This window comes from Pseudohalioglobus sediminis, from assembly GCF_008370495.1.
In the GTDB taxonomy this organism is placed as follows: Bacteria; Pseudomonadota; Gammaproteobacteria; order Pseudomonadales; family Halieaceae; genus Halioglobus.
In genome coordinates this window covers 347,126-366,736 of sequence record NZ_VTUX01000001.1, presented here as the reverse complement: position 1 = coordinate 366,736, position 19,611 = coordinate 347,126, and the positions used below count along the sequence as shown (strand labels likewise).

Below are 19,611 nucleotides of genomic sequence, written 5' to 3'. Positions count from 1 at the left end.
CCCCTGGAAAAGAACAACGGAGCAGCGCATGTCCCTCAGAACAGTCCCCAAGGAAGAACTGGTTAACGAAATCGGCAAGAAGTTTGCGCCCGGCGACTGGGTGGTCCTGGATCAGGAGCGTATCAACACCTTTGCTGACTGCACCGAGGATCACCAGTTCATCCATATCGATGAGGAAAAGGCAAAGCAGACGCCTTTTGGTGGCACGATCGCCCACGGCTTCCTCACTCTGTCCATGTTGGTGAAAATGGTCGAGGGTATCGGTGTGGCACCCGAGAACGTGGTGATGGGTGTCAACTATGGCTTCGACAAGGTGCGATTCCTCGCGCCCGTGCGCGCCGGCAAGCGCGTGCGCGCACACGTTGAGGTGCTGGATGTTACCGCCAAGGACGATAACCGTTTCCTTATCAAGCAGGGTATCTCGGTAGAAATCGAAGGCGAGCAGACCCCCGCCCTGGTCGCCGAGTGGCTGTCCATGGTGGTAACCGGCTGATACCGCCCATGCCGCTGGCGTCAGCTGCGCCAGTGCCAAACCGATGAATCTTACATTGCTGCCGCAACCCGTCTGGCGATCCCTCTACAGCGGGCTGGCGGCATGCAGACAACAGGAGTAACAAAACATGTCTATTCGTTATGACGGCAAGGTCGCTATCGTTACCGGTTCCGGCCAGGGTCTGGGGCGCTGCCACGCCATCGAGCTGGCGAAACGCGGTGCCAGGGTCGTGGTCAATGACCTCGGTGGCAATGTAGACGGTTCCGGCGGTGGCTCGGAAGCGGCGCAGGCTGTGGTTGCAGAAATCGAGGCTGCCGGGGGCGAGGCGATCGCCAACGGCGCCAACGTCGCCGACTACGGCCAGGTTGAAGCGATGGTGCAGCAGGCGATGGACAAGTGGGGCAGGGTGGACATCCTGGTGAATAACGCCGGTATCCTGCGCGACAAGAGCTTTGCCAAGGGCTCACTGGATGACTTCAAGCTGGTCCTCGATGTGCACCTGATGGGCACGGTGAACTGCACCAAGGCGTGCTGGGACATCATGCGTGAGCAGTCCTATGGCCGCATCGTGGTGACCACCTCCTCCTCGGGCCTGTACGGCAACTTCGGCCAGACCAACTATGGCAGCGCCAAGCTGGGCGTGATCGGGCTGATGAATACGCTGGTGCAGGAAGGCGCCAAGTACAACATCCGCGTTAACGCGCTGGCCCCCACCGCGGGCACCCGCATGACCGAGGGCCTGATACCCGAAGAGGCCTTTGCCTTGTTAACCCCGGAGACGGTAACCCCCGCCGTGTTGTACATGGTGAGTGAGGACGCCCCCAACAAGACCATCATTTGCGCCGGTGCCGGAGCCTATGCGGTCGCCAAGATCGTGGAAACCGACGGCGCCTGGCTGCCGCCAGAAGAGCAGACCCCTGAAGGCATTGCCGCACACTGGGATGCAATCAGTTCACCGGAAGGTGAACGGCAGCCGGAGGCCGGTTTTGAACAGACCGTGAAAATGACCGGCAAGGCCATGGAAGGGTTGGGCATCGACAACAAGTGACGCCTGCCAAAGCGCACAATCCACGCACAGCAGCAAGAGAATTCGGAGAAAAGCTATGAAAGAAGCAGTCATCGTCGCCACGGCGCGCACCCCCATCGGCAAGGCCTACCGCGGCGGCTTCAATAACCTGGGCGGCGCCAGTCTCGGCGCTGCGGCTGTAGCAGAGGCGGTCCGTCGCGCGGGCATCGACCCGGCAGAAGTGGACGATGTCATTATGGGCTGTGCCCTGCAGCAGGGCGCGACCGGTTCCAATATCGCACGCCAGGTGGCCTTGCGTGCCGGCCTGCCGGTCACCGTTTCCGGCATGAGTATAGATCGCCAGTGTTCTTCCGGGCTGATGTCCGTGGCGACCGCGGCCAAGCAGGTGATCGACGACGGCATGAGCGTGGTCGTGGGTGGCGGCCTCGAATCCATCTCCCTGGTGCAGAACGAACACATGAACTTGCATCGGGCGGCAGACGACGCGCTGCTGGCCATGCACCCCGACGTGTACATGCCCATGCTGCAGACCGCTGAGGTGGTTGCGGAGCGCTATGGCATCACCCGCGAAGCCATGGATGAGTACGGACTGCAGTCACAGCAGCGCACCGCGGCAGCTTACGAGGCGGGCCGCTATGACGATGAACTGGTGCCGGTGACCTGCTCGCGTATCGTCTGGGACAAGGAGACCGGCGAACAATCCGCAGCGGAGGTGACCGTGAGCGCCGACGAGGGCATGCGCGCTACCACCGCTGAGGGCCTTGCCGGCCTGCGCACGGTGGTAGAGGGCGGCACTATCACCGCGGGTAACGCCTCGCAGCTGTCCGATGGCGCCGCGGCGCAGGTGGTGATGGATGCCAAACTGGCGGAGCAGCGCGGGCTGGAGCCACTCGGTATCTACCGCGGCATGGCGGTCGCCGGGTGCGAGCCGGACGAAATGGGCATTGGCCCGGTGTTTGCTGTGCCCAGACTGCTGCAGCAGCATGGCCTGAAGGTCGATGATATCGGCCTCTGGGAATTGAACGAGGCGTTCGCGGTGCAGGTGCTTTACTGCCGGGATCGACTGGGCATCGACAACGACAAGCTCAACGTCAATGGCGGCGCGATTTCCATCGGCCACCCCTACGGCATGAGCGGTTCGCGCATGATAGGCCACGCCCTGATCGAGGGCCGGCGGCGCGGCGTCAAGTACGTGGTGGTCACCATGTGCGTGGGCGGTGGCATGGGTGCGGCCGGCCTGTTCGAAGTAGCCTGATTCTGGGGAGTAAGCGAAATGAAAGCAGTTGTATGTAAGGAACTGGGCCTGCCTGACAAACTGGAACTGGTCACTGACTGGCCGGAGCCCAATCCCGGTGATCACGAACTGGTGGTGGACGTCAGGGCCGCCGGTCTTAATTTTCCCGATGTGCTGATGATACAGGGCAAGTACCAGCACCAGCCGGAGATGCCGTTTATTCCCGGCGGTGAGTGCGCCGGCGTGGTCACGGAAGTCGGTGCCAAGGTGACCCGCTACCAGCCCGGTGACCGGGTGATTGTCGCCGCCGGCGTCGGCGCCTTCAGCGAGAAAGTACTGGCCAACGAATTTGCCGTATTCCCCATGCCCGGCACCCTGAGTTTCGAGCAGGCCGCGGGTGTCAGCATCACCTACTTCACCTCCTACTATGCGCTCAAGCAGCGCGCCAATCTGCAGCAGGGAGAAACCCTGCTCGTGTTGGGAGCGGCCGGTGGTGTGGGCTCCACAGCGGTGGAACTGGGCAAGCTGATGGGTGCGAAGGTGATCGCCGCGGCCAGTTCGGAAGAGAAGCTGGCGCTGTGCAAGCAGCTCGGTGCAGACGAGGTGATCAACTATAGCGAGGTCTCGATCAAGGATGCGGTGCGCGAACTGACAGACGGCAAGGGCGTGGACGTGATCTACGACCCGGTAGGTGGTGACTACTCCGAACCCGCCGTGCGCAGCATGGCCTGGAACGGACGCTACCTGGTGATCGGTTTTGCCAGCGGCCCGATCCCCTCGATTCCGCTCAACCTGGCACTGCTCAAGGGTTGCTCTATCGTCGGCGTCTTCTGGGGTCGATTCTCGGGCGAGGAAACCGATGTGCAGATGAAGAACGTCGAGGAACTGTGGGCGCTGTTCGAGGCCGGCAAGCTCAACCCGGTGGTCACTGACTGTTTCCCGCTGGAGCAGTACGAGGATGCCTTCAACTGCCTGATTGAGCGCAGGGCGCGCGGTAAGGTCATCCTGACGACCTGACGCTGTGTCCACAGCGGGTGACTCCCCGGTCGCCCGCTCACGCTTTTTTTCTTTTAAATTATCCACTGAGGAGTTGCCATGCCAGCCCCCCTGCTTGATCGCCGTGACCTGGAATTCATGCTCTATGAGTTGTTCGACGTGGAGCAATGCCTGAGCCGGGAACGCTACAGCGACCACAATCGCGAAACCATCGACGCGGCCCTGGATGTGTCGCAGGCCATTGCGGAAAAGTATTTCCTGCCCTACCGCCAGAAGGTGGACACCCACCAGCCTACCTTCGATGGTGAGAAGGTACAGATGATCCCGGAAATCCAGCAGGCACTGGATGCGGTGATCGAGGCCGGCCTGGCATCGCCGGGCGCAGATTACGAGTTGGGTGGGATGCAGTTGCCGGCACTGGCCACGTCCGCCGTGTTTGCCTACCTGAATGCCGCGGGCAGCACCACCATGGGCTATATCGGCCTGACCAACGCCAATGCCAACCTGATCGAGGCCCACGGCAGCGAAGAACAGATCCGTACCTGGGTCGAGCCGCAGCGCACCGGGCGCTTCGCCGGCACCATGGCCATGAGTGAGCCGGGCGCGGGTTCCAGCCTGGCTGACCTGACCACCAGCGCGGTGCCGCAGGCAGACGGCACTTACCGTATCACCGGCAACAAGATATGGATTTCCGGCGGTGACCACGAGCTCAGTGAGAACATCGTGCACCTGGTGCTGGCGCGGGTGAAAGGCGCGCCAAAGGGCGTCAAGGGTATCTCGCTGTTTATCGTGCCCAAGTTCCTGGTCAACGAAGATGGCAGCCTGGGCGCGCGCAACGACGTGCAACTCGCCGGCCTGTTTCACAAGATGGGCGGGCGCGGGCAAACCTCCACGGCGCTCAACTTTGGCGAAAAGGACGGCGCCGTGGGCTACCTGGTGGGAGAGGAAAACCGTGGCCTCATGTACATGTTCCACATGATGAACGAGGCGCGCATCATGGTGGGAACCATGGCGGCAACCACTGCACTTTGCGGTTACCAGTATTCACTGGACTACGCGAAGGAGCGCCCGCAGGGCCGGCTGCCTTCCTCCAAGGATCCCCTGTCGCCGCCGGTGAACATCATCGAGCACGCGGATGTGAAGCGCATGCTGCTGGCGCAGAAGGCCTATGCCGAGGGGGCGTATGCCTTGTGCCTGCTGGGTACGCAGCTGGCGGACGATGAGCGCACCGCGCCCACGGAAGCGGAGCGCGCAACGGCGCATGAATTGCTGGACTTCCTGACACCGATCATCAAGTCCTGGCCCTCGGAGTATGGCCCGAAAGCGAACTACTATGCGATCCAGGTGCTCGGCGGCTCCGGCTATGTCAATGAGCACCCGGTGGAGCTGATGTACCGGGACAACCGCCTCAACCCCATCCACGAGGGCACTACCGGTATACAGTCCCTGGACCTGCTGGCGCGCAAGGTGCCGCAGAACAAGCTCGCCGGCTACCGCGCCTGTTTGCAGGCTATTGGCGAGACCATCTCCCGGGCGCAGCAGGTCGCGGAACTGTCCGCATTTGCCGGTGAACTACAGGCATCCGTGGACACACTCAACAGCACCACCGAGTTTCTGCTGGGCAGCATGCTGGAGCAGGATATCGACCTGGTGTTGGCCAACTCGGTCAAGTACCTGGACATGTTCGGGCATGTGGTTATTGCCTGGATGTGGTTGAAGCAGGCAATAGTGGCGGCAGAGGCGCTGGCGAACTCGCCGCACGATGCTGACGCGGCGTTCTATCGCGGCAAGCTGCAGGCGATGCGTTACTTCTTCCGCTATGAGCTGCCCGAGACGGAAGTCTGGGCGCAGCTGCTGCGGCGCCTGGACGACACTTGCCTGGGCATGCACAACGACTGGTTCTGACGGCGGGCTGCGCTTACCGCGGGTTGTCGGCGATGAAGCGGTTGATCACGTCCGCCAGTACCTCGCCCTGGTCCTCCTGCAGGAAGTGGCCACCGTTTTCGATGGTGATATGGGGCTGGCCCTCGCAGCCGGGGATCAGTTTCTGCATTACCGTCTCGGCGCCGGCGGTCACCGGGTCCGAGTCGCTGAAACTGGTCAGGAATGGCTTCTGCCATTGCTTCAGCACCTCCCAGGCAGCGCGGTTTTGCGCGCAGGCCGGATCATCCACTGTGGCGGGCACCAGCATGGGAAACTGCCGGGCGCCTTCTTTGTAGGTTTCATCGGGAAAAGGCGCATCATAGGCGTGCAGGGTCTCTGCACTTAACGCAGTGGTAGTGGCACCATCGATGATCGTGCTCACCGGGAAGGTGTCAACGCGTTGCGAGAAGTCACGCCAGTCAAGGAATGCCTGGCCCAGGTCGTGATCACCGGTTGGCAGCATGGTGTTTCCCGCCACCACGCGCGCGAAACGAGCCGGGTTTTCCGCCACCAGGCGCAGGCCGATCAAGCCACCCCAGTCCTGGCAGAACAGGGTGATGTGTTGCAACTGCAGCTGATCGAGCACTGACTGCATCCAGTCGACGTGGCGCTGGTAGGTGTAGTCCTCGCGCCGGGTGGGTTTATCGGAGCGGCCAAAGCCCACCAGGTCGGGGGCTATCACCCGGTGGCCGGCAGCGACCAGGGGCGGGATCATCTTGCGGTACAGGTAGCTCCAGGATGGCTCGCCATGCAGCAGCAATACGGGGTCGGCATCACGCGGGCCCTCATCCAGGTAGTGCACGCGCAACTCGCCGTCTTCGGTATCGCTGACCTGCAGGTAGTGGGGATTGAAGGTGTAGTCTTTCAGGCCTTCGAAACGCTGGTCCGGTGTTCTCAGGTATTGCATCTGCTCTCCTATTGCTGGCCAGGGCAGCTCGCGCTGATGCGGTGGTCGCCCTGGCCCGGTGGTCCTTGCTACACAGCATAGCTTATAAACTCGCGACGGGCTGATGTTAGACTGTGCGCCGAGAACACTGTGTGGCTGTGTATGCAACAACCTGGAGGTACCGCATGGATGACCTGGCCCTGCTTATTGATCTGCACCGGCACCAGCACCGCCAGGGGCCAGGCAGCGCCGCGGTAACGGCCCGGGCCATGACGCTTGCCGGCCTGGACACGGCGCGCGGCTTGCGCGTTGCCGATATCGGCTGCGGCACCGGTGCTGCCGCCCTGCAGCTGGCGGCGCAGTTCGGGGCTGATGTGACGGCGGTGGATTTTGCTGCTGAGTTTATCGGTCAACTTGACGCCGCAGCGCGCGAGCAGAGCCTGTCAGAGCGTGTGCACCCGTTGGTGTGTGCCATGGAGTCGCTGCCCTTCGCCGATGCCGAGTTCGACCTGATCTGGTCCGAGGGTGCGATTTATAACATGGGTTTTGTCGACGGCATCAGGGCCTGGCGCCGCTTCCTCAAGCCGGGTGGGACGCTGGTGGTATCGGAGATCACCTGGCTGACCGGCTCGCGCCCAGAGGCCCTGGAGCGCTACTGGCTCGATGCCTATCCCGAAATAGCCAGTGCCGGCGCGAAGCTGGCGCAACTCGAGGCGAACGGCTACGACCTGCAGGCGTATTTTTCCCTGCCTGCGGACTGTTGGCTGGAAAACTATTACCTGCCCCTGCAGGAGGCGTTTCCCGCTTTCCTGGCGCGGCATGAAAATGATCCCGCGGCGCGCAACCTGGTAGCCGCGGAGCAGGAAGAAATTGCCTTGTACCGCGCGCACCAGTCGTACTATGGCTACGGCATGTATATCGCGCGTGTTGCGGGCTAGGCATGCTCCGTAAACGCATTGTCATTCATGCCGGTAGTCACAAGACCGGTTCGTCCGCCATCCAGCGCTATCTGTTCGAGCGGCAACATGAGATCGAGGGGCTGGCTTACCTTTGCCGGGCGGAGCGCCCCAATTCCTCCCTGTGGATGCTGCAGGCGTTCAAGCAGGACGTCGCCGAATTGCCGGCCTTCCGCCACCGGCAACTCACTGCCGACGAGGTCGAAGTCAAGCGGCGGCGCGCACAAGCGCAGTTGACCAAACTGGCCAGCGCGGTCACAGCCCCGTTGACGATCCTGTCTGCCGAGTCAATCGGCACCTTCAATAGTGAAGAACTGCAGTCCCTGCGCGATGTGCTGGCCCCGCACTTTGATGACATTTCCCTGCACCAGTACTTTCGCCCGCTGAAGGCGAGAATGGAAAGTGCTTTCCAGGAAAAGCTCAAGCACACCGCGGCCTCACTCATGCAGACCTATCGCCTGGCCTATTGTCGCACCATCGAACTGCAGGATGCGGTTTTCGGCGCGGAGCAGGTGATTTCATACAAGTATGACGAGGCGCTGTTTCCGCAAGGAGACGTGGTGCTGGATTTCCTGGCACAGCTTGGCGTTACCGCCCCGCAGGCGCAGCCGGCCCGGCCGGTGAATGTCAGCCTGTCACTGCATGCGATCCAGTTGCTCTACGTTTACCGTCGCTACTACACCACGCCCTGTGCGCAGGACAAGGCCGTGGTGCGCCGGCTGAAGGCGCTGCCTGGCCCGCCGCTGCGCTTTCACAGCGAGCTGTATCGGCAGCTGGTGGTGATCAGGCCCGGCGAGGTTGAGCGTTTTGAGCAGCGGGCCGGTTTTTCCGTGGAACAGGACGTCACTGCAGACGACGAGCTCGGCATTCGCGATCCCCAGGACCTGCTGACGATTCCCGCCGTGTCGCTGGCCTGGTTGCAGCAGCAGGTGGGGGGGGCGCCAGTGGCTGCGACAGACTACCGCGCTATTGCTGACGCGGTGGCGGCGCTGGCGGGCATGGAAGGGCAGGCGTGACGTTGACGCCTGGTGCTCAGGAAGCCGGTAACAACTGGCGCAGGATCAGCGTATCGCCACGCTGGGTGAACTCGATGTGCTTTAGGAAGGACATGCCCAGCAGTACCTGGTCGATACCCATGCCCGGTGCGATGCCAGCGCTGACGTTGTTGAGCTCGATATCGCCTACGGCCACGGAGTCCAGTACCGCGGCATAGCTTACAGCGGTGCCGTTGGCGGTCTGGGTGCGATACGGGCGCCCCCGGGGCACACCCAGTCGCTTCGCCACCGCGTCGGGTATGGCAACGCCGGTAGCCCCCGTGTCCAGCATGAAGGTGACCGGCTTGCCGTTGATTTCACCGCTGGTGACATAGTGGCCAAAGCGGTTGCGCTGCAGCACCACCTCGCGCACGCCGTCGGCTGCAAGCCGCGTTTCCAGTTGCTGGTTGGGATTGAACTGGCGCTCCAGTACGTCACCGAAGAACAGCGCGCCCAGGCCGAGCAGTGTAAGCCAGGCCAGCACCATCATGCCCAGCCCCATACGCTTCTGCTGCTTTACCGGCTCAGTGGATTCCATACGGGTTTATACGCGCAGCAGGCTCAGTCCAGATCGCTGGCGTCGTGGCGCTCCGGCACGCGATCCGCTTCTTCGCCCCAGACGCGGTTGACCCGCTGGCCGCGCTGCACGGCGGGCCTTGCCTCCACGTCCCGCGCCCAGCGCAGTACATGCTGGTAGGACTGCACATCGAGAAATTCCTGGGCGTTGTAGGTCTCACCGGTCACCAGCACGCCATACCAGGGCCAGTTGGCCATATCGGCAATGGTGTAGTCATCGCCCGCCAGCCATTGGACCTCGGCGAGGCGCTTGTCCAGCACGTCCAGTTGGCGCTTCACTTCCATGGTGAAACGGTTGATAGGGTATTCCCACTTCTCCGGCGCGTACGCGTAGAAGTGGCCGAAACCGCCGCCGAGATAGGGGGCGCTGCCCATCTGCCAGAACAGCCAGGACAGGCACTCGGCGCGGCTGGCGTCAGTGGGCAGGAAGGCACCGAATTTCTCCGCCAGGTACAGCAGGATCGCGCCGGACTCGAACACCCGCGTAGGCGGGTTGGTGCTATGGTCCACCAGCGCGGGAATCTTGGAGTTGGGGTTGGCCTCGACAAAACCGCTGCTGAACTGGTCGCCTTCCAGGATGTTGATCAGGTACGCATCGTACTCCGCGCCCTCGAATCCCAGAGCCAGCAATTCCTCCAGCAGCACGGTGACCTTGATCCCGTTGGGGGTGGCCAGCGAATACAGTTGCAGGGGGTGTTTGCCCACCGGGCGGGGCTTGTCATGGGTGGCGCCGGCAACCGGGCGGTTGATGCTGGCGAAGCGTCCGCCGTTGTCTGCGTCGGGTTCCCAGGTCCAGACCCTGGGTGGTTGGTAACTGTTGTCCGTCATCAGCCGATATCCTTGAGGTCATTGAAAGTGTCGATCGCACGGGGCGTATAGTTGGCCTCGCGTTTTTCCATGGCGGACATGACCGCCTCCATCTGGTTGTTCTTGCCGATAATCCTTGCCTGCAGGACTTCCTCCAGGCGCAGGCCTGCTTCGTCGTCGCCGTGCCAGGCGTTGTCGAGCAGGTACTTGCCGAGGGTGATAGCGTCGGGGTTGCGCCCGGCAATGTCCCGGGCCATGTCCAGGGCGGCGGTGACCGGGTCTTCATCCACCCGGGTGAGCAGGCCCAGCGACAGGGCTTCTGCCGCTTCCACGACACGGCCGCTGAAGGTGAGTTCCTTGGCCACATCCAGACGTACCAGGTCGCGCAGTGTCTGCGACGCGGACATGTCGGGAATCAGGCCCCACTTGATCTCCATCACCGAGAGCTTGCTCTGCGGGTGGGCGATACGGATATCGGCACCCATGGCGATCTGGAAACCGCCGCCGTAGGCGACGCCGTGAATGGCGCAAATGACCGGCACGGGCACCTGCCTCCACACGTAGGCGGGCTGCTGGTAATAATTTGGCCAGAAGCCGCCGCGCCCCTCGCCGAAGGGGTCCTTGCCCAGTCCGCCGGCAAAGTTTTCCAGATCGAGCCCGGCGCAAAAACCGCGGCCTTCGCCGGACAGCACTACCGCGCGAATGGATTTGTCCTGGCTCACCGCATCGCCGGCGGCGTTGATGGCATCGAACATGTCCCAGTTCAGGGCGTTCATTTTTTCCGGCCGATTAAGGCGCACATGGGCGACGTGATCGTGAATGTCGATAGTGACCAGTTCGGTCATGTCTTGTCTCCGTAACAGTCGGGGTCTGGGAGTATAACCGCAAATACCACCGTCAACAGTGCCAGCGGGCTGCGGCTGGTCACACTATGGGAAACAAAAATATCGGATATGACTTGTCATACGAGACGGGTTTGCTTGTAGACTTGTTGCTCTTTAAGGAAACAGGGAGCAGCCCATGAAAACACGCGCCGCGGTAGCCTTTGAAGCGGGAAAACCGCTGGAAATTGTCGAGGTGGACCTGGATGGCCCCCGCGCCGGCGAGGTGCTGGTGGAAATCAAGGCCACCGGGGTTTGCCATACCGATGCTTTCACCCTGTCCGGTGATGACCCGGAAGGTGCCTTCCCGGCGATCCTCGGCCACGAAGGCGCGGGTGTGGTGGTTGAGGTTGGCCCCGGGGTCACCAGCCTTCAACCCGGGGACCATGTAATCCCGCTGTATACACCGGAGTGTCGTGAATGTGATTTCTGCCTGCACCCCAAGACCAACCTGTGCCAGTCCATCCGCGAAACCCAGGGGCAGGGCGTGATGCCCGATGGCTCCAGCCGCTTCTCCCTCGATGGCAAGCCCATCCTGCACTACATGGGCTGCTCCACCTTCTCCAACTATACGGTCATGCCGGAGATTGCCCTGGCCAGGGTGCGAAAAGACGCGCCCTTCGACAAGATCTGCTACATCGGCTGCGGCGTCACCACCGGCATTGGCGCGGTGGCATTCACCATGAAAGTCGAGCCGGGCTCTACCGTGGCGGTGTGGGGGCTTGGCGGTATCGGTCTCAACGTGATCCAGGGTGCGAAGATGGTGGGCGCTTCACGCATCATCGGTGTTGATATCAATGCCGACAAGGTGCCGCTGGCGCGCCAGTTTGGCATGACCGACTTCGTCAACCCGAATGATGTGGACGACGTGGTGGGCCACCTGGTGGAAATCACCGGCGGTGGCCTCGATTACACCTTCGAGTGCATTGGCAACGTCAATACCATGCGCCAGGCCCTGGAAGCCTGTCACAAGGGCTGGGGCGAGAGCTGCATTATCGGTGTGGCCGGCGCCGGTCAGGAAATTGCCACGCGGCCGTTCCAGCTGGTGACCGGGCGCAGCTGGAAGGGCACTGCCTTCGGCGGCGCTCGCGGCCGCACTGATGTGCCTAGGATAGTCGACTGGTACATGGATGGCCGCATCAATATTGACGACCTGATTACCCACACCATGCCGCTGGACGACATCAACAAGGCCTTCGACCTGATGCATGCGGGTGAGAGTATCCGTTCGGTGGTGCTGTACTGATGCAAAAAATTGCAGAGAATCGTTGCTTCGGCGGCCGCCAGTTGCGTTACAGCCATAGCTCGTCGGCCCTGGGCTGTGACATGAACTTCTCCATTTACCTGCCGCCGCAGGCCGAGCGCGGCCGGGTGCCGGTGCTGTACTGGCTGTCCGGGCTGACCTGCACCGACGAGAACTTTGTCACCAAGGCCGGCGCCCAGCGCTATGCCGCGGAGCACGGCCTGGCCATCGTGGCCCCCGATACCAGCCCACGAGGAGAGGGGGTACCCGACGACCCTGAGGGCGCCTGGGACTTTGGCCTCGGTGCCGGCTTTTACGTGAACGCGACCCAGGAGCCCTGGGCGGCGCACTACAATATGCGCGATTACGTGGTCAGCGAATTGTTCACCCTGGTGGGTGCCAATTTCCCGGTAGACAGCGCGCGGGCGGCCATCTCCGGACACTCCATGGGCGGACACGGCGCCATTACCATCGCCCTTACCGCCTCGGGCCGCTTTCGCTCGGTCTCGGCTTTCGCACCGATCTCTTCACCCATGCGCTGCCCCTGGGGCCGCAAGGCGCTCGCGGCCTATCTGGGTGACGAAATCCGGGAGTGGGAGAACTATGACAGCAGTGTGCTGCTGGGCCGTGACACGGAACAACTGCCGCTGCTGGTGGACCAGGGAGATGCCGACGATTTCCTCGACGAGCAACTGAAGCCGCACTTGCTGCAGCAGGCCGCGGACAGTTCCGGTTACCCGCTGCAGCTGCGTATGCAAACCGGTTACGACCACAGCTATTTTTTCATTGCCAGCTTCATCGGCGAACATATCGCTTTTCATGCCGCGAATTTGTGACGCGAGCCCGGTCCGGGCTGACGGCGGGCGCGCCTTGGGCCATACTTGGCGGGTAGAAGCAGAATAAGAGAACACGCTTTGGACACCGAACGCCTGCTCGCGCAACTGCTGTGCCAGTACCAGGATACCCCGGGTGGCCTGCTGCCGCTGCTGCAGGCGATACAGGAAGACCTGGGTTACATCCCCGGCGAGGCTGTGCCGGCAATTGCCCGGGTGATGAACTGTTCCGCGGCCGAAGTGCACGGGGTAATCAGCTTTTACCATGACCTGCGCACCGCACCCGGTGGCCGACACACGCTGCAGGTGTGCCGGGCCGAGTCCTGCCAGGCGACCGGTGGCAGGGAACTGGAGGCCTGTGCCCGGGACCTGCTGGGGGTGGATTTTGGCAACACCACCGCTGACGGTGTGATTACCCTCGAATCCGTATATTGCCTGGGCAACTGCGCTTGCTCGCCCTCGGTGCGACTCGACAACGATACCTATGCCCGCGTCGACCGCGAGGGCCTGGCCGGCCTGATCGCATCGCTGCGGCAGGGCGCGGAGGACACGGCATGAGTACGCGCTATTTCGTACCGCGTGATGCCACGGCGCGGGCGGTGGGGGCAGATGCGGTGGCCGCTGCCCTGGCCTCAGGTGTTGCGGAGCACAACCATGCCGAGATTGTGCGCAACGGCTCCCGTGGTGCGTTCTGGCTGGAACCGCTGCTGGAGATCGAGCAGGACGGCAAGCGCGTTGGCTTTGGTCCGCTCTGCGCCGACGATGTGCCCGCCATCCTGGCGCTGGAAGCGCACGAATATGCAACCCATGACCGCTACCTGGGTCCCCTTGAACAACACCCGTGGTTCGCCGCGCAACAGCGCGTTACCTTCATGCGTGCCGGGCTCGACGATCCGCTCTGCCTGGAGTCCTACCTGGCTCGGCACGGTTTCGAGGGGCTTGAGCACGCGGTGCACCTGTCGCCGGGGGACATTGTCGATGAGGTGACTCGCTCCGGGCTGCGCGGTCGCGGCGGTGCTGCCTTTCCCACCGGGGTGAAGTGGCGCACCGTCCTGGAGGCGGAAGCCGGGCAGAAATATATTGTCTGCAATGCCGATGAGGGCGATTCCGGAACCTTTGCCGACCGCCTGCTGATGGAGTCGGACCCCTACCAGTTGATCGAGGGTATGGCCATCGCGGGTGTCGCGGTGGGAGCAGACCGCGGTTATATCTACCTGCGCTCGGAATACCCCGATGCCTGGCAGGTGATGCACACGGCTATCGCCAAGGCCGAGGCCGCCGGTTACCTGGGACAGGACATTTGCGACAGTGGCAGGGCCTTTCACCTGGAACTGCGCCTGGGTGCAGGCGCCTATATCTGTGGCGAGGAAACGGCCCTGCTCGACAGCCTCGAGGGCAAGCGCGGCGTGGTGCGCGCCAAGCCACCGCTGCCTGCACACCAGGGTCTGTTCGGCCAGCCCACCGTGGTCAACAACGTGCTGACCCTCGCCGCCGTGGCCAGCATCATGGCTGACGGCGCAGAGGCCTATGCGGGCCTGGGCAGCGGGCGTTCCCGTGGCACGCTGACCCTGCAGCTGGCGGGCAATGTTCGCCATGGCGGGCTGGTGGAAGTGCCCTATGGCTGCACCCTGCGCGAGGTGCTGGATACGTTTGCCGGTGGCACCCGCTCGGGGCGGCCGATGCGCGCCATCCAGGTGGGCGGACCGCTTGGCGCCTACCTGCCCGAGTCACTGTGGGATACGCCGCTGGATTACGAGGCCTTTGCCGCCGCGGGCGGTATGCTGGGCCACGGCGGGGTGGTGGTGTTCGATGACACTGTGGACATGGCCGCACAGGCACGCTTCGCCATGGCGTTTTGTGCAGCCGAATCCTGCGGCAAGTGCACGCCCTGTCGTGTCGGTTCGGTGCGTGGCGTGGAAGTACTGGACCGCATTATCGCCAGGGAAGAAGGCGCCAGGAATCTGGCCCTGCTCGAGGACCTGTGTGACACCATGACATCGGCCTCGCTGTGCGCCATGGGCGGGCTTACGCCAAACCCGGTGCGCAGCGCAATCGCGCACTTCCCGGAAGATTTTCAATAGGCACGCTTATGGTGCAGTACTACGAACCGCAAAGAGATTACGGCACGCCGGCCGCCAGCGGCGGTGAGGCGGTAGCGCTGCAAATCGATGGCATCGATATCGAAGTGCCCGCGGGCACCTCGGTCATGCGCGCGGCGGCACTGGCAGGCGTCAAGGTGCCGAAACTGTGTGCCTCTGATTCACTGGAGGCATTTGGCTCCTGCCGTGTCTGCCTGGTGGAGATTGCCGGGCGCAGGGGTTATCCCGCCTCCTGCACCACGCCGGTGGAACCCGGCATGCAGGTGCAAACACAAACACCCGCGCTGGCAAAGTTGCGCCGTGGGGTAATGGAGCTGTATATCTCCGACCATCCGCTGGACTGCCTGACCTGCCCCACCAATGGTGATTGCGAGCTACAGGATACGGCAGGGGAAGTGGGCCTGCGCGCGGTGCGCTACGGCTTTGCAGGCGCCAACCACCTGGAGGCAGAAAAGGACCAGAGCAACCCGTATTTCACCTTTGATCCCGCCAAGTGCATTGTCTGCTCACGCTGCGTGCGTGCCTGTGAAGAGGTCCAGGGCACTTTTGCCCTGACCATCGAGGGCCGCGGTTTTGACTCTCGGGTCAGCGTGGGTGCGACCGACTTTCTCGGCTCCGATTGTGTCTCCTGCGGCGCCTGCGTGAACGCCTGTCCCACCGCCACGCTAACCGAGAACAGTATCATCGAGCAGGGCATCCCCGAGCACACGGCCATTACCACCTGCGCCTATTGCGGTGTTGGCTGTGGCTTCCGCGCCGAGTTGCGCGGTAATACCGTGGTGCGCATGACGCCCTGGAAAGATGGCAGGGCCAATGAGGGCCACGCCTGCGTAAAGGGGCGCTTTGCCTTCGGCTACGCCACCCACCCGGATCGCATTACCACGCCGATGGTTCGCGACAGTATCGAGCAGCCCTGGCGCGAGGTCAGCTGGGACGAGGCACTGCAGTTTGCCGCGCGCCGTTTTCGTGAGATCCAGGAGCGGCACGGCCGCAACAGTATCGGCGCCATCAGTTCCAGTCGCTGCACCAATGAGGAAGTCTACCTGGTACAGAAACTGGTGCGCGCCGGCTTCGGTAACAACAATATCGATACCTGTGCCCGCGTCTGCCATTCACCCACTGGTTTCGGCCTGAAAACCACCCTGGGCGAATCGGCCGGCACCCAGGCCTTCACCTCGGTCGACAGCGCCGACGTGATCATGGTGATCGGCGCCAATCCGACCGAAGCCCACCCGGTGTTCGGTTCACGCCTCAAGCGCCGCCTGCGTGAGGGCGCCAGGTTGATTGTGATCGACCCGCGTGAGATCGAGCTGGTGGATGCGCCGCATATTCGTGCCGATTACCACCTGCCGGTGAATCCTGGCGCCAACGTGGCGGTACTGAATGCCATGGCACACGTTATCGCCACCGAAGCGCTTCACGACGCCGGGTTCATTGCACAGCGCTGTGACCGTGAGTCCTTCGCCTCCTGGCTTGAGTTTGTCAGTGCGGAGCACAACGCGCCGGAGGCGCTGGCGGCAGCAACGGGAGTGGACCCGGAAAGCCTGCGCGCGGCCGCGCGGCTCTATGCCAGCGGCGGCAACGCGGCAATCTACTACGGGCTCGGGGTGACCGAACACAGCCAGGGCTCCACCGCGGTGATGGCCATTGCCAACCTGGCCATGCTCACCGGCAATATCGGTCGCGAGGGTGTGGGGGTGAACCCCATGCGCGGGCAGAACAACGTGCAGGGTTCCTGCGACATGGGCTCCTTCCCCCACGAACTGCCCGGCTACCGGCATCTTTCAGATGCGGCCACCCGCGGCCAGTTCGAGGCGGCCTGGCAGGTGCAGCTGGATCCCGAGCCGGGCATGCGCATACCCAACATGTTCGACGCGGCACTGGACGGGCAGTTTCGCGGGCTGTACTGCCAGGGCGAAGACGTTGCCCAGTCCGATCCGAATACGCAGCACATCGAGGCGGCGCTGTCGGCGCTGGAATGCCTGGTGGTACAGGACATCTTCCTCAACGAAACCGCCAAGTTCGCACACGTGTTCCTGCCCGGGGCGTCTTTCCTGGAAAAGGATGGCACGTTTACCAACGCCGAGCGCCGCATTTCCCGGGTGCGCAAGGTCATGCCGCCGTTATCCGGCAAAGCCGACTGGGAGGTGACGCAGGCGTTTGCCGCAGCACTCGGTTGCGATATGGATTATGCGCACCCCTCGCAGATCATGGACGAGATCGCGAGCCTGACGCCAACGTTCAGCGGCGTCAGCTATGCCCTGCTCGACGAGAAAGGCAGCCTGCAGTGGCCATGCAATGAAAGCGCCCCCGAGGGCACCCCGACCATGCACAGGGACGAATTTGTGCGCGGCAAGGGTTACTTTGCGATTACTGATTTTGTGGCCACGGATGAACGCGCCAACCGCCGTTTCCCGCTGCTGCTGACGACCGGGCGGATTCTCAGCCAGTACAATGTCGGTGCGCAGACCCGTCGCACCGACAACAGCGCCTGGCACAGCGAGGACACGCTGGAGATACATCCGCACGATGCCCAGGAGCGTGGCGTCAGCGAGGGCGACTGGGTCGGCATCCAGAGCCGCGTCGGCAATACGGTGCTGCGTGCCACCCTCACTACCCGGGTGAAACCGGGTGTCGTATACACCACGTTTCACCATCCGGTGTCCGGGGCCAACGTGGTCACCACGGATAACTCTGACTGGGCCACCAACTGCCCGGAGTACAAGGTCACTGCGGTGCAGGTAAGTCGCGTCAGCGCACCGTCCGCATGGCAGGCGCGGCAGCAGCAGTTCGATCGCAAGCAGCGGGACCTGCTTGAGCGCGCGCGTACTGATGCCTGACGGAACAGTGACGCTGCCGCGCCGTGTCTGGTGCGCGGGGGAGGGCGTCGAGGACAGTGACGATGTGGTGGTGGAAAGCCCGGTGGCGCTGGTCTACAACGGTGTGTCGCACGCGGTCATGATGGCCACGCCGATGGACCTTGAAGACCTCGCCTTGGGTTTCAGCCTGTCCGAGGGTATCTTGCGCGACAGCGACCAGTTGCTGGACCTGCAGGTGGCGACACGCGAACAGGGTGTCGAGGTGGCCATGCAGATTACCGGTGAACCGTTCGCCGCGCTGAAACACCGCCGCCGCCAGCTCACCGGGCGCAGTGGCTGCGGTCTCTGCGGTGTCGAGTCGCTGGAACAGGCGGTTTACCCACCTCACAGCGTCAGCGCGGAAGTGCAAACGACGCATGAGGCAATACAGGCTGCACTGGATGGGCTTGCGGCAACGCAGGAGCTGAAACGCCGCACCGGCGGTGTGCACGCGGCCGCCTGGTGCAGTGCACAGGGAGATATCCTGCTGGTCCGGGAAGACGTGGGGCGCCACAATGCGCTGGACAAATTGCTCGGTGCGCTGGCGTTGCGCGCAAGCGACAGCGGTTTTATCCTGCTTACCAGCCGCATCGGCTATGAAATGGTGGCCAAGGCGGCAGCCTGTAACGTGGCGCTGCTGGCCGCGGTTTCGGCGCCCACCTCGCTGGCCGTAGCGCAGGCGCAACAGGCGGGCATGAGCCTGGTCGGGTTTGTACAACGCGGTCGGCAGGTGATTTACTGTGGCGAACATCGCGTGCGTTAGCGAGGCAAAATGAGCGGCCAACAGATCGATCACCTGGTAAAGATGGCAAACCAGATCGCACTGAACTTCGGCGAGCAGCGCGATCTAAGCCGTGCGGCGCAGTGCACGGCTGAGCACCTGGAAAAATTCTGGACCAGGGCCATGCGTGAACAATTGTCGGCATACGCGGATGCGGGAGGCGAGGACTTGTCCCCCGCGGTACGCCTGGTGTTCGCCGGGCAATCGGATACACAAGGGAGTCAGAGACCATGAATACAATGTTTTCAACCAGGGCGGGGCTGCTTGCCGCGATGCTCGCGATAATACTTGCACCAGCTGTTGCCAGTGCCGATGAAGCCGAGGCCCAGATCCGCGTCAGTGGTGAGGCGGAGCGGGCCATGGCGCCCGACATGGCGATCATGCAACTGACCGTTACTCGCGAGGCGAAGACAGCGCGTGAGGCGCTGGACGCCAATTCCGCGGCCATGACCGAGGTGATTCGCGCGATGCGCAAGCAGGGCGTGGCGGAACGCGACCTGCAGACCTCGAACTTTTCCATCCAGCCGCGGTACGTATATCCCAAGCCGCGCAATGAAAAACCACCGGAAATCGTCGGTTACGTGGTGCGCAACAGCCTCACCGTGCGTGTGCGCGATCTCGATGACGTGGGCAAACTGCTTGACCAGTCCGTGACCCTGGGCGTGAATGAGGGTGGTAACATCCAGTTCACCAATGAAGACCCTGAAGAGGTGCTGGCCAAGGCGCGCGCTGCGGCAGTGAAAGATGCCCTGGCCAGGGCCGAGACGCTGGCTGAGGCAGCCGATGTGGACCTCGGTGACATCCTGTCGATTTCCGAAGAGAGCTACAATCCGCAGCCCTACCGCGCGGAGCGTATGATGGCATCGGCAGCGGCAGCTGATTCGGTGCCGGTGGCGGCCGGTGAGAATCGGTATCGGGTCACGGTCCACCTGACCATCGCCATCGATCAGTAATCGTTTAGTCGATCCAGATCAATAACAATAC

19 protein-coding genes are annotated in these 19,611 nt (G+C 62.9%); 15 read left to right on the top strand and 4 right to left on the bottom strand.

Features of this window, described 5'->3' with window-relative positions; genetic code table 11:
* Positions 1-28: 28 nt before the first annotated feature.
* The 5 genes from F0M18_RS01595 to F0M18_RS01575 all read left to right on the top strand — a co-directional run bounded on the left by F0M18_RS01595 (position 29) and on the right by F0M18_RS01575 (position 5,655).
* Complete coding sequence (locus tag F0M18_RS01595; protein WP_149609629.1) at positions 29-493, top strand: MaoC family dehydratase; 465 nt, start codon at positions 29-31, stop codon at positions 491-493.
* 127 nt (positions 494-620) lie between these two features.
* The gene (locus tag F0M18_RS01590; RefSeq protein WP_149609628.1) at positions 621-1,541 is read left to right on the top strand and encodes an SDR family NAD(P)-dependent oxidoreductase; all 921 of its coding nucleotides are present in this window, start codon (positions 621-623) and stop codon (positions 1,539-1,541) included.
* A gap of 55 nt (positions 1,542-1,596) precedes the next feature.
* Positions 1,597-2,775 (top strand): acetyl-CoA C-acyltransferase, encoded by a 1,179-nt coding sequence (locus F0M18_RS01585; RefSeq protein WP_149609627.1) that lies wholly within the window; start codon positions 1,597-1,599, stop codon positions 2,773-2,775.
* 18 nt (positions 2,776-2,793) lie between these two features.
* Positions 2,794-3,771 (top strand): NADPH:quinone oxidoreductase family protein, encoded by a 978-nt coding sequence (locus F0M18_RS01580; protein WP_149609626.1) that lies wholly within the window; start codon positions 2,794-2,796, stop codon positions 3,769-3,771.
* 78 nt (positions 3,772-3,849) lie between these two features.
* Positions 3,850-5,655 (top strand): acyl-CoA dehydrogenase, encoded by a 1,806-nt coding sequence (locus F0M18_RS01575; protein WP_149609625.1) that lies wholly within the window; start codon positions 3,850-3,852, stop codon positions 5,653-5,655.
* A gap of 13 nt (positions 5,656-5,668) precedes the next feature.
* Here the strand turns inward: F0M18_RS01575 and F0M18_RS01570 are convergent, their stop codons facing one another.
* Positions 5,669-6,580: a haloalkane dehalogenase gene (locus tag F0M18_RS01570; protein ID WP_149609624.1), complete on the bottom strand. Its 912-nt coding sequence runs from the start codon at positions 6,578-6,580 to the stop codon at positions 5,669-5,671.
* A 164-nt stretch (positions 6,581-6,744) separates the two neighbouring features.
* Here F0M18_RS01570 and F0M18_RS01565 point away from each other — a divergent pair, with 164 nt between their 5' ends.
* Both F0M18_RS01565 and F0M18_RS01560 read left to right on the top strand, forming a co-directional pair.
* Positions 6,745-7,497, top strand: coding sequence for a class I SAM-dependent methyltransferase (locus tag F0M18_RS01565; protein ID WP_149609623.1), 753 nt, complete (start codon positions 6,745-6,747; stop codon positions 7,495-7,497).
* Positions 7,498-7,499: 2 nt separating this feature from the next.
* Positions 7,500-8,531: a hypothetical protein gene (locus tag F0M18_RS01560; protein ID WP_149609622.1), complete on the top strand. Its 1,032-nt coding sequence runs from the start codon at positions 7,500-7,502 to the stop codon at positions 8,529-8,531.
* Between the two features lie 16 nt (positions 8,532-8,547).
* On the opposite strand, the gene F0M18_RS01555 is transcribed toward F0M18_RS01560, so the two are convergent.
* From F0M18_RS01555 to F0M18_RS01545, 3 genes are read right to left on the bottom strand one after another with little or no spacing between them, the layout of a single operon-like run.
* Positions 8,548-9,087, bottom strand: coding sequence for a retropepsin-like aspartic protease family protein (locus F0M18_RS01555; protein WP_149609621.1), 540 nt, complete (start codon positions 9,085-9,087; stop codon positions 8,548-8,550).
* A 23-nt stretch (positions 9,088-9,110) separates the two neighbouring features.
* Positions 9,111-9,953 carry a glutathione-dependent disulfide-bond oxidoreductase gene (gene yghU, locus F0M18_RS01550; RefSeq protein WP_149609620.1) on the bottom strand — a complete coding sequence of 281 codons (843 nt, stop codon included), beginning with the start codon at positions 9,951-9,953 and terminating at the stop codon, positions 9,111-9,113.
* Complete coding sequence (locus tag F0M18_RS01545) at positions 9,953-10,777, bottom strand: crotonase/enoyl-CoA hydratase family protein (protein WP_149609619.1); 825 nt, start codon at positions 10,775-10,777, stop codon at positions 9,953-9,955. The genes yghU and F0M18_RS01545 overlap by 1 nt, the downstream gene beginning before the upstream one ends.
* Before the next feature lie 175 nt (positions 10,778-10,952).
* Between F0M18_RS01545 and F0M18_RS01540 the strand changes: the two genes are divergently transcribed.
* The 8 genes from F0M18_RS01540 (at position 10,953) to F0M18_RS01505 (ending at position 19,580) form a co-directional block, all read left to right on the top strand.
* Positions 10,953-12,059: an S-(hydroxymethyl)glutathione dehydrogenase/class III alcohol dehydrogenase gene (locus tag F0M18_RS01540; protein WP_149609618.1), complete on the top strand. Its 1,107-nt coding sequence runs from the start codon at positions 10,953-10,955 to the stop codon at positions 12,057-12,059.
* Complete coding sequence (fghA, locus tag F0M18_RS01535; protein WP_149609617.1) at positions 12,059-12,892, top strand: S-formylglutathione hydrolase; 834 nt, start codon at positions 12,059-12,061, stop codon at positions 12,890-12,892. Before F0M18_RS01540 ends, fghA begins: the two co-directional genes overlap by 1 nt.
* Positions 12,893-12,970: 78 nt before the next feature.
* The gene (locus tag F0M18_RS01530; RefSeq protein WP_262500793.1) at positions 12,971-13,447 is read left to right on the top strand and encodes a formate dehydrogenase subunit gamma; all 477 of its coding nucleotides are present in this window, start codon (positions 12,971-12,973) and stop codon (positions 13,445-13,447) included.
* Positions 13,444-14,970: an NADH-ubiquinone oxidoreductase-F iron-sulfur binding region domain-containing protein gene (locus F0M18_RS01525; protein WP_149609616.1), complete on the top strand. Its 1,527-nt coding sequence runs from the start codon at positions 13,444-13,446 to the stop codon at positions 14,968-14,970. Before F0M18_RS01530 ends, F0M18_RS01525 begins: the two co-directional genes overlap by 4 nt.
* 8 nt (positions 14,971-14,978) lie before the next feature.
* On the top strand, positions 14,979-17,828 hold the full coding sequence (fdhF, locus tag F0M18_RS01520; RefSeq protein WP_149609615.1) for a formate dehydrogenase subunit alpha: 2,850 nt from the start codon (positions 14,979-14,981) through the stop codon (positions 17,826-17,828).
* Positions 17,821-18,609: a formate dehydrogenase accessory sulfurtransferase FdhD gene (fdhD, locus tag F0M18_RS01515; protein ID WP_149609614.1), complete on the top strand. Its 789-nt coding sequence runs from the start codon at positions 17,821-17,823 to the stop codon at positions 18,607-18,609. Before fdhF ends, fdhD begins: the two co-directional genes overlap by 8 nt.
* Before the next feature lie 9 nt (positions 18,610-18,618).
* Complete coding sequence (locus F0M18_RS01510; protein ID WP_149609613.1) at positions 18,619-18,861, top strand: formate dehydrogenase subunit delta; 243 nt, start codon at positions 18,619-18,621, stop codon at positions 18,859-18,861.
* Positions 18,858-19,580, top strand: coding sequence for an SIMPL domain-containing protein (locus F0M18_RS01505; protein ID WP_149609612.1), 723 nt, complete (start codon positions 18,858-18,860; stop codon positions 19,578-19,580). Before F0M18_RS01510 ends, F0M18_RS01505 begins: the two co-directional genes overlap by 4 nt.
* The last annotated feature ends 31 nt before the right edge of the window (positions 19,581-19,611 follow it).

What these genes read in the sequence shown, in the direction of transcription:
- F0M18_RS01510 (WP_149609613.1), top strand. Translation starts at nt 18,619, where the DNA reads ATGAGCGGCCAACAGATCGATCACCTGGTAAAGATGGCAAACCAGATC.
- F0M18_RS01585 (WP_149609627.1), top strand. Translation starts at nt 1,597, where the DNA reads ATGAAAGAAGCAGTCATCGTCGCCACGGCGCGCACCCCCATCGGCAAG.
- fdhD (WP_149609614.1), top strand. Translation starts at nt 17,821, where the DNA reads ATGCCTGACGGAACAGTGACGCTGCCGCGCCGTGTCTGGTGCGCGGGG.
- F0M18_RS01505 (WP_149609612.1), top strand. Translation starts at nt 18,858, where the DNA reads ATGAATACAATGTTTTCAACCAGGGCGGGGCTGCTTGCCGCGATGCTC.
- fghA (WP_149609617.1), top strand. Translation starts at nt 12,059, where the DNA reads ATGCAAAAAATTGCAGAGAATCGTTGCTTCGGCGGCCGCCAGTTGCGT.
- F0M18_RS01570 (WP_149609624.1), bottom strand. Translation starts at nt 6,580, where the DNA reads ATGCAATACCTGAGAACACCGGACCAGCGTTTCGAAGGCCTGAAAGAC.
- F0M18_RS01575 (WP_149609625.1), top strand. Translation starts at nt 3,850, where the DNA reads ATGCCAGCCCCCCTGCTTGATCGCCGTGACCTGGAATTCATGCTCTAT.
- F0M18_RS01565 (WP_149609623.1), top strand. Translation starts at nt 6,745, where the DNA reads ATGGATGACCTGGCCCTGCTTATTGATCTGCACCGGCACCAGCACCGC.
- fdhF (WP_149609615.1), top strand. Translation starts at nt 14,979, where the DNA reads ATGGTGCAGTACTACGAACCGCAAAGAGATTACGGCACGCCGGCCGCC.
- F0M18_RS01560 (WP_149609622.1), top strand. Translation starts at nt 7,500, where the DNA reads ATGCTCCGTAAACGCATTGTCATTCATGCCGGTAGTCACAAGACCGGT.
- F0M18_RS01545 (WP_149609619.1), bottom strand. Translation starts at nt 10,777, where the DNA reads ATGACCGAACTGGTCACTATCGACATTCACGATCACGTCGCCCATGTG.
- F0M18_RS01595 (WP_149609629.1), top strand. Translation starts at nt 29, where the DNA reads ATGTCCCTCAGAACAGTCCCCAAGGAAGAACTGGTTAACGAAATCGGC.
- F0M18_RS01555 (WP_149609621.1), bottom strand. Translation starts at nt 9,087, where the DNA reads ATGGAATCCACTGAGCCGGTAAAGCAGCAGAAGCGTATGGGGCTGGGC.
- F0M18_RS01580 (WP_149609626.1), top strand. Translation starts at nt 2,794, where the DNA reads ATGAAAGCAGTTGTATGTAAGGAACTGGGCCTGCCTGACAAACTGGAA.
- F0M18_RS01590 (WP_149609628.1), top strand. Translation starts at nt 621, where the DNA reads ATGTCTATTCGTTATGACGGCAAGGTCGCTATCGTTACCGGTTCCGGC.
- yghU (WP_149609620.1), bottom strand. Translation starts at nt 9,953, where the DNA reads ATGACGGACAACAGTTACCAACCACCCAGGGTCTGGACCTGGGAACCC.
- F0M18_RS01540 (WP_149609618.1), top strand. Translation starts at nt 10,953, where the DNA reads ATGAAAACACGCGCCGCGGTAGCCTTTGAAGCGGGAAAACCGCTGGAA.
- F0M18_RS01525 (WP_149609616.1), top strand. Translation starts at nt 13,444, where the DNA reads ATGAGTACGCGCTATTTCGTACCGCGTGATGCCACGGCGCGGGCGGTG.